Source organism: Stenotrophomonas maltophilia, from assembly GCF_006974125.1.
GTDB classification, from domain to species: domain Bacteria; phylum Pseudomonadota; class Gammaproteobacteria; order Xanthomonadales; family Xanthomonadaceae; genus Stenotrophomonas; species Stenotrophomonas maltophilia_O.
Window position 1 is genome coordinate 2,526,506 of the sequence record NZ_CP037858.1, and the last position, 11,831, is coordinate 2,538,336.

General features: G+C 68.2%; 11 protein-coding genes. 4 read left to right on the forward strand and 7 right to left on the reverse strand.

All coding sequences use genetic code 11. The annotated features are described in order from the left end of the window. Window positions 1-10 precede the first annotated feature (10 nt). Both EZ304_RS11440 and hglS read left to right on the forward strand, forming a co-directional pair. On the forward strand, window positions 11-499 hold the full coding sequence (locus tag EZ304_RS11440; protein ID WP_099551330.1) for a hypothetical protein: 489 nt from the start codon (window positions 11-13) through the stop codon (window positions 497-499). A 165-nt stretch (window positions 500-664) separates the two neighbouring features. After that, complete coding sequence (hglS, locus tag EZ304_RS11445) at window positions 665-2,029, forward strand: 2-oxoadipate dioxygenase/decarboxylase HglS (RefSeq protein WP_142807111.1); 1,365 nt, start codon at window positions 665-667, stop codon at window positions 2,027-2,029. Window positions 2,030-2,148: 119 nt separating this feature from the next. On the opposite strand, the gene EZ304_RS11450 is transcribed toward hglS, so the two are convergent. Then, a complete protein-coding gene (locus tag EZ304_RS11450) occupies window positions 2,149-3,663 on the reverse strand; it encodes an acetyl-CoA hydrolase/transferase family protein (RefSeq protein ID WP_142807112.1) in 1,515 nt (504 codons plus the stop codon). A 418-nt stretch (window positions 3,664-4,081) separates the two neighbouring features. On the opposite strand from EZ304_RS11450, the gene glnE reads away from it, so the two are divergent. Beyond that, a complete protein-coding gene (gene glnE / locus EZ304_RS11455; protein WP_142807113.1) occupies window positions 4,082-6,877 on the forward strand; it encodes a bifunctional [glutamate--ammonia ligase]-adenylyl-L-tyrosine phosphorylase/[glutamate--ammonia-ligase] adenylyltransferase in 2,796 nt (931 codons plus the stop codon). A gap of 249 nt (window positions 6,878-7,126) precedes the next feature. Here glnE and EZ304_RS11460 read toward each other — a convergent pair whose 3' ends face one another. The 6 genes from EZ304_RS11460 to EZ304_RS11485 all read right to left on the reverse strand — a co-directional run bounded on the left by EZ304_RS11460 (window position 7,127) and on the right by EZ304_RS11485 (window position 11,065). Then, window positions 7,127-7,687, reverse strand: coding sequence for a queuosine precursor transporter (locus tag EZ304_RS11460; RefSeq protein ID WP_099551326.1), 561 nt, complete (start codon window positions 7,685-7,687; stop codon window positions 7,127-7,129). Window positions 7,688-7,762: 75 nt separating this feature from the next. Beyond that, entirely contained in the window at window positions 7,763-8,278 is a 516-nt protein-coding gene (locus EZ304_RS11465; protein WP_142807114.1) for a hypothetical protein, read from the reverse strand. Between the two features lie 32 nt (window positions 8,279-8,310). Continuing rightward, complete coding sequence (locus EZ304_RS11470; protein ID WP_099551339.1) at window positions 8,311-8,805, reverse strand: hypothetical protein; 495 nt, start codon at window positions 8,803-8,805, stop codon at window positions 8,311-8,313. Between the two features lie 19 nt (window positions 8,806-8,824). Next, window positions 8,825-9,676 carry a DUF2145 domain-containing protein gene (locus EZ304_RS11475; protein WP_099551324.1) on the reverse strand — a complete coding sequence of 284 codons (852 nt, stop codon included), beginning with the start codon at window positions 9,674-9,676 and terminating at the stop codon, window positions 8,825-8,827. A gap of 48 nt (window positions 9,677-9,724) precedes the next feature. Further along, entirely contained in the window at window positions 9,725-9,955 is a 231-nt protein-coding gene (locus EZ304_RS11480) for a hypothetical protein (RefSeq protein WP_142807115.1), read from the reverse strand. Between the two features lie 150 nt (window positions 9,956-10,105). Beyond that, window positions 10,106-11,065: a mitochondrial fission ELM1 family protein gene (locus EZ304_RS11485; RefSeq protein WP_099551322.1), complete on the reverse strand. Its 960-nt coding sequence runs from the start codon at window positions 11,063-11,065 to the stop codon at window positions 10,106-10,108. Between the two features lie 126 nt (window positions 11,066-11,191). Here EZ304_RS11485 and EZ304_RS11490 point away from each other — a divergent pair, with 126 nt between their 5' ends. Further along, window positions 11,192-11,782 carry a malonic semialdehyde reductase gene (locus EZ304_RS11490; protein ID WP_004139510.1) on the forward strand — a complete coding sequence of 197 codons (591 nt, stop codon included), beginning with the start codon at window positions 11,192-11,194 and terminating at the stop codon, window positions 11,780-11,782. Window positions 11,783-11,831 lie beyond the last annotated feature (49 nt).

Below are 11,831 nucleotides of genomic sequence, written 5' to 3' on the forward strand. Positions count from 1 at the left end.
GAATCGGTGCATGAACGTCCGACTGCGCGCGCTGTTGTTGTCCCTGCTGCTGGCGCCGGCTACCGTGCTGGCCCAGCAGACCGCCGAGCGTTCGGCTGCGTATGAGGTGGAAACCGGTGACAGCTGGATCGATGCCCAGCTGCAGGACATCAATCACTACGCCGAGCGCTACCCCGATGCCTTCCTCGATGAGGTGTCGCGCTATGCCGACGTGCCGCGTGGTTACGTCAGTGCGCTGTTCACCACTCACGGCTGGCAGGCCGGGGACATCTACTTCGCCTGTTTCTGGGCCAAGGCCAGCGGCCAGACCTGCCGCGACAGCGTACGCGCCTTCAGCCAGGACCCGGAGGGCGGCTGGGAAGCGGTGGTGAAGCGCATGTCCGCCAAGCCGGACAACCTGCACTACCGCGTCGTGCGCCATGCCATCGTGGCCAGCTACGGGCATTGGGACCGGCCGATCACCTTGGATGCCACCCTGAAGCGCCAGCTCAAGCGGTAGTGCCGGCCGCTGGCCGGCAACTGCATCATTCCAGGCATCCGGAGATTGCCGGCCATCGGCCGGCGCTACCGATTTCCGTCATGTTGCTCTGCATATCGCCGCCGCGCCGCGCTCCGGCGACAATACGGGTCCGAGCTGTTCCCCGTTCCCGTAATCGAGTGACTGATGAGCGCCTCTTTCGTTTCGCCTGATGTGATCCGCCGCCTGTTCGCACAGGCCATGTCCCGCATGTACCGCACCGAAGTGCCGCTGTACGGCACGCTGGTGGAGCTGGTGGAGCGGATCAACGCGCAGGTGCTTGCCCAGGACCCGGCGTTGGCCGCGCAGCTGCAGCGCAACGACGAGCGTGCACGCCTGGACGAAGAGCGCCATGGCGCGATCCGCGTTGGCACCGTGCAGGAACTGGCCACGTTGCGCCGCCTGTTCGCGGTGATGGGCATGTTCCCGGTGGGCTACTACGACCTGTCGGTGGCCGGCGTGCCGGTGCACTCCACCGCATTCCGCCCGCTCACCGGCGCCGCGCTGGCACAGAATCCGTTCCGCGTGTTCACCTCGCTGCTGCGCCTGGAACTGATTGAAGACGAAGCGCTGCGTGCCGAATCGGCGAAGATCCTGGCGCGCCGCCGTATCTTCACCGAGGGCGCACTGGCGCTGATCGACCAGGCCGAGCGTGACGGTGGCCTGTCGCAGGCCGACGCCGAGCGCTTCGTCGGCGAAGCGCTGGAAACCTTCCGCTGGCACGGTGATGCCACGGTCGATCTGCCGACCTACCACGCGCTGCACAACGCGCACCGCCTGGTGGCCGACGTGGTCAGTTTCCGTGGCCCGCACATCAATCACCTGACACCGCGCACGCTGGACATCGACGCTGCGCAGGCGGCGATGATCGAACACGGTATGGCCGCCAAGGCGGTGATCGAAGGCCCGCCGCGCCGTGCCTGCCCGATCCTGCTGCGCCAGACCAGCTTCAAGGCGCTGGAAGAAGCCGTGCATTTCCCGGACAGCGAGGGCGGCGATGCCGGCACCCATACCGCGCGCTTCGGCGAGATCGAGCAACGCGGGCTTGCGCTGACCCCGAAGGGCCGCGCGCTGTACGACCAGTTGTTGTCGCAGGCACGCGACGCCGGTGGCGAAGGCAGTACCGGAGGCGACTACGGCCAGCGCCTGCAGGCGGTGTTCACCAGCTTCCCGGATGACCACGACACCCTGCGCCAGGAAGGCCTGGGCTACTACCGTTACCAGCTGACCGACGCCGGCCGTGCCGCGCCGGAGCGCGTGGCCGATCTGCCGGCCGAAGTGCTGGTGGCCACAGGCCTGGCCACCGCCGACCCGATCGTCTACGAGGATTTCCTGCCGGTCAGTGCGGCGGGCATCTTCCAGTCGAACCTGGGCGGCGAAGAGCAGCGCGCGTATGCCGCCCACGCCAACCGCGAGGCCTTCGAACAGGCGCTGGGCGTGGCGGTGAACGACGAGTTCGAGATCTACGAGCGGCTGCAGGCCGAATCGCTGGCGGCGCTGCGCACCGTTTGAGGGTAGAGCCGGCCGCTGGCCGGCAGTAGGGGAAGCCGGCCAGCGGCCGGCTTCACCCCATGCCCGTACCTGGGGTCAGATCCCTTTTCGGCAGAAAAGGGCTCTGACCCCCAACGCAATCAGCCCTTCATCGTGCCGGTATCCAGCCAACGCTGGTGCCACGACAGCGCTTCCGGCAGCAGGTGCGGGGTGTGCTTGCCGTAGCTCTCGCGGCTGGCGCGGTCGAAGTAATCCTGCAGCTGCGGACGGAAATCCGGGTGTGCGCAGTTGTCGATCAGCACCTGCGCGCGCTTGCGCGGGGTCAGGCCACGCAGGTCGGCCAGGCCCTGTTCGGTCACGATCACCGACACGTCGTGCTCGGTGTGATCGACGTGGCTGGCCATCGGCACGATCGCCGAGATGGTGCCGTTCTTCGCGGTTGACGGGCTCAGGAACGCCGACAGGAAGCCGTTGCGGGCGAAGTCACCCGAACCGCCGATGCCGTTCATGATGCGCGTGCCCATCACGTGCGTCGAATTGACGTTGCCGTAGATGTCCACCTCGATCATGCCGTTCATGCCGATGCAGCCAAGGCGGCGCACCAGTTCCGGGTGGTTGGAGATCTCCTGCGTGCGCATGATGATGCGCTCGCGGTAGAAATCGATGTTCTCCTTGAACGTCTCGTTGGCCTGCGGGCTCAGCGCGAAGCCGGTGCACGAGGCGTAGCTCAGCACGCCGTCGCGCAGCAGGTCCAGCATGCCGTCCTGGATCACTTCGGTGAACGCGGCCAGATCGCGGAAGCCGCTCTTGGCCAGGCCGGCCAGCACCGCATTGGGAATGTTGCCCACGCCCGACTGCAGCGGCAGCAGGTTCGGCGGCAGGCGCCCCTTCTTCACTTCGTGCTGCAGGAACTCGATCAGGTGCGAAGCGATCTGTTCGCTGGTGGCATCGATCGGGCTGAACGGGCTGTTGCGGTCCGGGCCATTGGTACGCACCACGGCCACGATCTTGTCCGGGTCGCAGCGCAGCGCGGTGTCACCGATGCGGTCGTTGGCATTCACCAGCGGAATCGGCTTGCGGTGCGGCGGCAGCGCGGTGCCGTAGTAGATGTCATGCATGCCGTCGACGCCGGCCGGCTGCCATTCGTTGACCTCGACGATCACCTTCTTGGCCAGGTCCAGCCAGGTCTTGTTGTTGCCGACCGAGGTGGAGGGCACCAGTGAGCCATCTTGGCGGATGGCCGAGACCTCGATCACGGCGGTATCGATCTCGCCGTAGAAGCCGAACCACACGTGCTGGGCAACGTGGCTGAGGTGGATGTCGATGTAATCCAGCTTGCCCTCGTTGATGCGGTTGCGCGCATCCGGGTCGCTCTGGAACGGCATGCGCATGGCGATGCCATCGGCCTTGGCCAGCGCGCCATCGAGTTCCGGTGCAGTGGAGGCGCCGGTCATCAGGCTGATCTGGAAGGGCTGGCCCTGGGCGTGCACCGCTTCGATGCGGCGGGCCAGTTCGACGGGAACGGCCTTGGGATACCCGGAGCCGGTAAAGCCGCTCATGGCCACGGTTTCACCGGGCTGGATCAGCGCGGCTGCGGCCTCTGCGGAGACCACGCGGTCACGGAGACGCGCGTTGGCGATGCGATCAACAGACATGACGACACGTGTTGCTGGGGGGAATCCCGATTATCGGCCATCCTCATCCGTACGGGGGGTTCTACCTTCGTGGAATGGCTTTTCCCGCAGGGGTCACCCAAACCCGCCGGTTTTGTTTTGCAGTGCAGCGTGCAAAGTGCTTTCGGAGCCCGCACGATGGCCCTGCATCCCGACGTGGGGGAGGGAGCAGAGCCCGCTGGCAGTTCGCTGCAAGCGGGCTTTTTTATTGCCTGCCGCCCAGTATGAATACGCGGTTCCCATTATCGGTAGTGTCGGCCGCTGGCCGGCAACCCCGGTAACCTTCGGCATCATCGGATTTGCCGGCCAGCGACCGGCACTATCAGGTCATCGGATCTGCCGGCCAGCGGCCGGCATTACCAGGTCCGTTGTGTCCCGACCGGGTCGATACAATCAGGGCATGACCCTCGCCCCCGCCGAACTGTCCGCCGCCCTCCAGCCCGTTGTCGACCGCGCCCTGTCGCGATTGGCCCAGGTGCTGCCTGAGCCCACCCCGGCTGAGCTGCAGCCGCTGCTGACCCGGCTGGCGGTGGCCAGCGACTTCGCCCTGGATACCCTGGTGCGGCAACCGGCGCTGCTGGCGCAGCTGGCCGCCCCCGGTTGCCCGCCGATCCCGGCGCCGGTGCTCGACCCGCTGCAGCCCAGCGACTGGCCGGCGCAGCTGCGGCGCTGGCGCACCGCGATGTCGACGCGGCTGATCTGGCGCGACCTGGCCGGGCTGGACGATGTGGCACAGACCCTGGCCGGCGCCACCACCCTGGCCGAGGATTGCCTGCGGCTGGCGCTGGACGCCCTGCAGCAGGAATTCGCACAGCGCCACGGCGTGGTCCGTGATGGCGAAGGCGCCCCCCAGCAGCTGGTGGTGTTCGGCCTCGGCAAGCTCGGCGGTGGCGAACTCAACTTCAGTTCCGATATCGATCTGGTCTACGCCTACCCGCACGGCGGCGAATCCGACGGCCCGCGCGCGCTGGCCGCCGAAGAGTACTTCGCCCGCCTCGGCCAGCGCCTGGCCAAGCTGCTGGATGAAACCACTGTCGATGGCTTCAGCCACCGTGTCGACCTGCGCCTGCGCCCGTTCGGCAGCGCCGGCCGCGTTGCGCTGTCGTTCGCGGCGATGGATCAGTATTTCCAGCGCGAGGGCCGCGATTGGGAGCGCTATGCCTGGCTGAAGGCGCGCGCGGTGGCTGGTGACATCGAGGCCGGTGAAGCGTGGCTGCAGACCCTGCGCCCGTTCGTGTACCGCCGCTACCTGGATTTCACCGCGCTCGACGGCCTGCGCGAGATGAAGGCCGCCATCACCGCCGAAGTCGCGCGCCGTGAACTGCATGAAGACATCAAGCGCGGCGCCGGTGGCATCCGCGAAATCGAGTTCCTGTGCCAGGCGCTGCAGCTGATTCGCGGTGGCCGTGAACCGGCACTGCGCGAGCGTCGCCTGCTGGTGGCGCTGGACGCACTGGTGGCCGCCGGACAGATCGCGCCCGAGGATGGCAGCGCGTTGCGCGAGGCTTACCTGTTCCTGCGCCGGCTGGAAAACCGCCTGCAGATGCTGCGCGACGCGCAGACCCACGTGCTGCCCAGCGACGCGCTTGACCGTGCGCGCATCGCCGTCGGCCTGGGCTACCCGGACTGGGACGTGCTGCGCGCGGCACTCGCCGAGCAGCAGGAACGGGTCAGCACCGAGTTCGCCGCGCTGCTGGCACCGCGCAAGGGCCAGGCTGCGCCCGACGCGCTGGCCAACTACTGGCGCAGCCTGCCCGAGGGCAGCAACGCGCCGCTGCTGGCCGAAGCCGGGTTCCTCGATGCCAACGGCGCTGACCAGTCGCTGCGCGATTTCGCACAAGGCACCGGTGTGAAGTCCTTGTCCGATGCCGCGCGTGCACGCCTGGATCGCGTGCTGCCTGCGCTGCTGCATGCCGCCACGCGTTCGCCGCAGCCGGATGCCGCGCTCAAGCGCGTGCTTGGCCTGCTGCAGGCGGTGCTGCGCCGGACCAGCTATCTCGCGCTGCTGGACGAACAGCCCAGCGCGTTGGCGCGGCTGGTCGATGTGCTGGCGCGCAGCGCGCTGCTGGCCGAGCGCCTGGCGGCGTATCCGCTGCTGTTGGACGAACTGCTGGACGTACGCGTGTCCGGGCCGATGCCCGATGCCGCCGGCATGCTTGCCGAGTGCCAGCAGGTGCTGGCGGTGGAAGATCCCGAATCCGCGCTGCGCTGGCTCAATGAAACGCGGCTGGCACTCAGCTTCCGCATGGCGATGGCCACGTTGGACGGGCGCCAGGGCGCGGTGGACAGCACCCGGCAACTGGCCGAGCTGGCGCAGGCGGTGGTGATCACCGTGCTGGCAATGGCCGAGGCGGACATGCGCGCCGCACACGGCGAAATCCCCGGTGGCCGCTTCGCGATCATCGGCTATGGCAGCCTCGGTGGGCTTGAACTGGGCTTCGGTTCCGATCTGGACCTGGTGTTCCTGCACGACAACCCCGCCGGTGTGGACGCCAGCGATGGTGCACGTCCGCTGGAGCCGGGGCGCTGGTACGCGCGCCTGGCGCAGAAGGTGATGGCACTGCTCGGCGCGGTCACCGCCGCCGGGCGCCTGTACGACATCGACGTGCGCCTGCGCCCGGATGGCGGCAAGGGGTCGCTGGTGTCTTCGTTGGCCAGCTACACCGAGTACCAGCGTGAGCGCGCATGGACCTGGGAACACCAGGCGTTGGTGCGTGCACGCGGCGTGGCCGGTGATGCCAGCCTGCTGGGTGACTTCGAACAGGTGCGTACACAGACGCTGGGGCGTGAGCGCGACACGGGTGTGCTGTATGCCGATGTGCTGAAGATGCGCGGCCGCATGCGCACCGAACTGGACCGCAGCGATGCCGCGCGGCTGGACCTGAAGCAGGGTGCCGGTGGCGTAGTGGACCTGGAGTTCCTGCTGCAGACCGGTGTGCTGGCGCGCAGTGCGCAGCATGCGGCGCTGCTGAAGCCGCGCGATACGCCCTCGTTGATCGATGCGCTGGCGGTTGCCGGCTTCCTGCCGGAAGACACGGCGCGGACGTTGCATGGAGCACATGCCACGTTGCTGGAGGTGGGCCTGGCCTGCACGCTGGATCGACGTCCGCGACTGGCACCGACCACGCCCGCGATTGAAGAGGCGTGTGCCGCGATTACGGCAGCGTGCAGAGCCGCGGAGTTGCCGTTCGCCTGAGTGGCGGATGGCGGAGGTCTGCAGTTGGTACCTGCCGGATCAATGATCTGACCGTTGGCCTGCTGTTGGTAGGTGCCAACCTTGGTTGGCATGAGTGCCAAGCGCCAACCAAGGTTGGCGACTACCGGATCAATGGCCCGGCGATGCCCGCTCGTGGTGGGTGCCGACCGATGGTCGGCACGCTGTCAGCGGTGATGAACTCCGATGGAGCGTGCCAACCAAGGTTGGCACCTACCAGAGCATGTGCGGTCAGCTGGTCGCGCGCAGCGGCGCCATCTTCCACAGCAACGCGCGGAACGGGGCCAGCAGGCACACGCCGATCGCCAGCTTCACCGCCAGGTCGCCTGCGGCCCAGCTCATCCACGGCAGGGCGGAACCGGCAAACGCGATCGACCAGAAAATGGTGGTATCTACCGTCGCGCTGCAGGTGGTGGCCACCATCGGTGCGCGCCACCAGCTGCCACGGCGCAGGCGGTCGAACACGGTGATGTCCAGCAGCTGGGCCACGATGAAGGCCGAGCACGAGGCAATGGCGATGCGCGGCGTGGCCACCCAGATCGACAGCAGCACCGCCACCAGGAAGCCGATCCACGCCACGCGGCGCGCCGGGCCCGGGCCGAAGCGGCGGTTGATCAGGTTGCTGACCAGGAACGCCACCGGATAGCTGAAGGCGCCCCAGGTCAGCCAATCGTTGATCGGGTACTGCACCAGTACGTTGGACAGCAGCACCACCGCACCCATCGCCAGCACCGCCAGCACCAGGGCGCGCGGGGTCAGCGGGGCAAACACAGGGGCAGGACGCACGGACATGGCGAGCCAGGGGGACAAAGGGGATCGCCCATTATCCGCCCGGCCCACCGCAAAGCCAAAACCGGTTGTTCAGCTTTACAGCGCTTCGCTCATCACGTCGCCAGCGGCGTAGGCGGTCGGCACATAGGCCAGCGCCTGGCCCTGCGCGCTCTTCACGGTCCAGCCGGCACCGGCCTCGGTCGGGTCGAAGCGCACCTGCTGGCCAACGACGAAGCCGACGATCGGGTCATCGCCTGCAGCCGCCGGCCATTGCAGCGTTGCGGTCTGGTCGGCCTTGCCGGGCACCTGCAGGTGCACCTGGCGATCACCGGCTGGCGTGGTAGCGACCTGCTTCACCTCCATCGGCGGCAGCGGCACCGCCGGCGTGCGTGCGGCGACCTTGCCGTTGCGCTCGCTGGCCTTGAACGGAGCCTTGGACAGTTCGGCCAATCCCATCGACGTGGCCAACGGAATCGACAGCACGATCAGCGACGTGACCAGCACGCTGGTCTGACCGCTGTTCAACTGCGGCGCGGCGCCGGCATGGGCGGTGGGCACCAGCAGTGCCGAGAGCAGCAGGGCGGACGCGGGAACGCGCAGGTAACGGAACATGGAGACCTCCTGGTCAGGGTGGGGACGGCGGCTCAGCGCCGGGTATCGAAAATGTCGCGCGGGCCGGTGGCCTCGGGCAGGTATTCCAGCGGGCGGCCCTGGTTGTCCTTCACCTGCCAGCCCTGGTCGGTGCCGGTCGGCTCGAAGTTCACGGTCTGTCCCACGGTGAACTGCACGGCGGGATCGCCGGGGCGCTTCGGCCACTGCATCGACGCGGTGTTCTGCGGGTTGTTGGCATCACGCAGCAGCACTTCGCGGCGGCCGTCAACGGTGGTGGCGATGGCGCTCACCTGCATCTGCGGCAGCTTCACCGATGCGCCATGGCCGGGCGGCAGCCCCGCATCCTGGGCTTCCCTGGCAGCGGCGGCGCGCGCCGAAGCCACCAGGGGCGCGGACATTTCCAGGCTCGGCCCCTGCGGACCTGGGTCCTGCAGGATGATGATGCGGCGTTCGGCATGGGCGGTGCTCGCGCCGAACAGGCCGGCAACAATCACCATCGGCATCAGGGAAACCAGCAGCGGACGCATGTCGTTCTCCTTGCGGGATTCAGGGCGTGGCGGCAGCAGCACCGGCCACCGGCACATGGGGGATCACCAGTTCCTGCTGCAGCTGGCTGCGCTGGTGCAGGAAGTCGAACACCGATTCCACCGTCACCACCGAATAGTTGCCGGAGATGCGTTCGCCGGCCGGATGGTCGGTGGTGGTGGCGTTGGCTACGAACAGGCGCGCACCCACGCGCTTGCCCAGGCCGATATGCAGCACGCTGGGCTGGTACTTCTGCTGGCGCAGCCACTGCTGCGCCTGTTCGCGCTTGACGATGACCGGGGCGCCGTCGGCCTGCGCCATCGCCGCCGCCAGCACTTCCAGTACCCACTGGTTGGAGTTCTGGTAGTCGGTAGCGAAGGGGTAGGCGACCACGTTGTACCTGGTCTCATGCAGCGCCTTGGGCTGGATCGAGGGCGACACCAGCATCGCCTTCAACGCCGCGCGCAGTGGAGCCGAGGGCACGCCGATGCGCAGGTCGGTATGCCCGCCGCTCTCGCCGACGAAGTTGCCGAGGCCTTCGTGGTACAGCTGCGAGCTGTCGGTCTTGCAGCGGTTGAGCAGGTGCATCGCGCGCCAGCGGCCATCATCCTCGCGCACCAGGAACGCCAGGTGGCTGTGACGCAGGCCGTAGCGGCTCAGGTCCTGGCCACCGCGTGCGGCGACCACCACGTCCACATCGGGCAGCGCATCCAGGCGCTCGGCGGTGGTCCAGGCCACATCCAGCATCGCTGCCTGCGAGGCGACGCTGGGGTAGCGCTCGCGGCATTCGGTGCTGTTGGCCCATGCAGGTGCGGTCGCCAGCAGGCTGGCGGTCAGCAGGGCGGCGCGGGGCAGGCGGGAGAAACAATCCATGTCGGTACCTTCAACGGCGGGCAGGCCCGCGCGCCGATCATACGCCGCTCAGCGCAGCGGGCGGTCCAGGCCCTTGCGCTGGAGTTCCTTGTCGCAGGCCTCGCTGATCGGCGCGATCGGCAGCGGCAGGCGCTCGCCCGTCTTCGGATCGCGCAGGGCCGGCTGTTCGCGGTATGCGTCCAGCTGCTGCTGGCATTGATACGAGATCGGATCCAGCTCGGTGGGCGTGGTGGAGCAGGCAGCGAGCAGGGCCAGCGGCAGCAGGAGCAGGGTGCGCATGAAGACGTTCAGCGTGATGGGGGGAAGCTGGACTCTAACCGTGCAGCCGGATCGAAATGTTCAGAAATCGCTGCGCACCCGGGCAGTGCCGGTCGCTGCCCGGCAATGGCGTTCGGTAATGCGTGCCGTGTTGCCGGCCAGCGGCCGGCACTACCCCAATGCCAGGCGCTGCTTCACCTCTGCCGCCACCCGCGCGGTCTCGCGCAGCGGCTCGATGCGGTCGTACTGCCAGTCCAGCCAGTGCGCCTGCAGCCGCCCGCGCTCGCGCAGCTGCTGCTGGAAGCGTGCCAGGCGGCCCTGCACGGTATCGGCCAGCGCCACCATCACCGGCATGCGCGTGGCGCAGGCTTCAGAGAGCAGGTTCACCGAATCGGGCGAGACCACCACGCGGTTGGCCCAGCCGAGCAACCCGCCATAAGGGTTCACACCGTCGCCGCCGTCGCCCCAGATCACGTGCGGCAGGTCGGCGAACGTCGCGCGCAGGATCTCGGCCAAGGCCGGCGGCGTGCGTCGCGAGGTGGTGGCCAGCAGGCTGCCGCCTTCGCTGCGGATCTGATCGGCCAGCACCCGGAACACGCCGACCATCCGCGCCTCGTCCCAGGGCGCCAGCGGGGTTGGCCCACCCACCAGCAGCGCGGTGCGCGGGCCGGGCAGGGTGCTGAAGCCGGCGAAGGCAGCGCGGCCCCACGCCAGCCAGTCATCGTCCACCGGGTTGAGGCTGCCGAGCAGGGTCAACACATTGCTGCCGCGCAGGGCGTCGTGTTCGGGCACCACCACCACATCCCAGTGGCGGGCGTTGATGCGCGGGTCGAGGATCTGCACCACCTGGCTGCCACGGGCGCGCAGCACACGCAGCGCGCCGGCGGCCTGGCGGCCACAGCCGATCGCCAGCGGCGGGGCCTCTGCGGCCAGTGTCGCGAAGGCCTCGCCGTAGCCATTCACATCGCCCGGCAGGCGCCGTGGTGAGACCCAGCGCCAGGGGGCGCGGGGCTGCAGCACCAGCGGCCGATGGGTGCCCTGGCGCAGCGCCGAGGCCAGCGCGACCGCCTGGCGGACATTGCCCGCGCGGCCGTCGGTGACCGTCCAGGGCGCACTCGATCGTTTCACCATTGGCATTAATTCGTTTCAGCCCTGCTGGGTGTTGCAACAGTCGCGACACTCTACACTGCGGCTCGTCGTTTCGCCCCGCGCCGCCCGCGGGCACTGACTTCCCTTAGCCGCCCTGGAGATCCACCGATGTCCCACGCGCTCGACGCTGCTGCCCTCGACCAGCTGTTCCGTACTGCCCGCACCCAGAACGCCTTCCTCGACAAGCCGGTCCCGGCCAGCCTGCTGCAGGAGCTGTACGACCTGGTGAAGTGGGGCCCGACCGCCGCCAACACCACGCCGGCCCGCTTCGTCTTCGTCACCTCGAAGGAAGCCAAGGCCAAGCTGGCCCCGGCCCTGTCCGAAGGCAACCACGACAAGACCATGGCCGCCCCGGTCACCGTCATCATCGGCTTCGACCTGGACTTCCACGAGAAGCTGCCGTACCTGTTCCCGCACACCGATGCCAAGGCCTGGTTCGACGGCCCGCAGGAAGGCCGCCACGAAGCCGCCATCCGCAACGGCAGCCTGCAGGGCGCTTACCTGATCCTGGCCGCACGCGCGCTGGGCCTGGACGCCGGCCCGATGTCGGGCTTCGATGCGGCCAAGGTGGATGAAGCCTTCTTTGCCGGCACCTCCATCAAGTCGAATTTCCTGGTCAACCTGGGTTACGGTGACTCGGCGGGCCTGTTCCCGCGTCTGCCGCGCCTGTCGTTCGACGAAGCGGCGCGCATCGCGTAAGTCGTTGTATCGGTTTCGGGCCTGCCTTCCCGTGGCAGGCTCTTGCTGC

Coding starts and splice junctions, on each gene's coding strand:
- EZ304_RS11475 (WP_099551324.1), bottom strand. CDS start 9,676: ATGGATTGTTTCTCCCGCCTGCCCCGCGCCGCCCTGCTGACCGCCAGC.
- EZ304_RS11490 (WP_004139510.1), top strand. CDS start 11,192: ATGTCCCACGCGCTCGACGCTGCTGCCCTCGACCAGCTGTTCCGTACT.
- hglS (WP_142807111.1), top strand. CDS start 665: ATGAGCGCCTCTTTCGTTTCGCCTGATGTGATCCGCCGCCTGTTCGCA.
- EZ304_RS11480 (WP_142807115.1), bottom strand. CDS start 9,955: ATGCGCACCCTGCTCCTGCTGCCGCTGGCCCTGCTCGCTGCCTGCTCC.
- EZ304_RS11465 (WP_142807114.1), bottom strand. CDS start 8,278: ATGTTCCGTTACCTGCGCGTTCCCGCGTCCGCCCTGCTGCTCTCGGCA.
- EZ304_RS11485 (WP_099551322.1), bottom strand. CDS start 11,065: ATGGTGAAACGATCGAGTGCGCCCTGGACGGTCACCGACGGCCGCGCG.
- EZ304_RS11460 (WP_099551326.1), bottom strand. CDS start 7,687: ATGTCCGTGCGTCCTGCCCCTGTGTTTGCCCCGCTGACCCCGCGCGCC.
- EZ304_RS11440 (WP_099551330.1), top strand. CDS start 11: ATGAACGTCCGACTGCGCGCGCTGTTGTTGTCCCTGCTGCTGGCGCCG.
- EZ304_RS11470 (WP_099551339.1), bottom strand. CDS start 8,805: ATGCGTCCGCTGCTGGTTTCCCTGATGCCGATGGTGATTGTTGCCGGC.
- EZ304_RS11450 (WP_142807112.1), bottom strand. CDS start 3,663: ATGTCTGTTGATCGCATCGCCAACGCGCGTCTCCGTGACCGCGTGGTC.
- glnE (WP_142807113.1), top strand. CDS start 4,082: ATGACCCTCGCCCCCGCCGAACTGTCCGCCGCCCTCCAGCCCGTTGTC.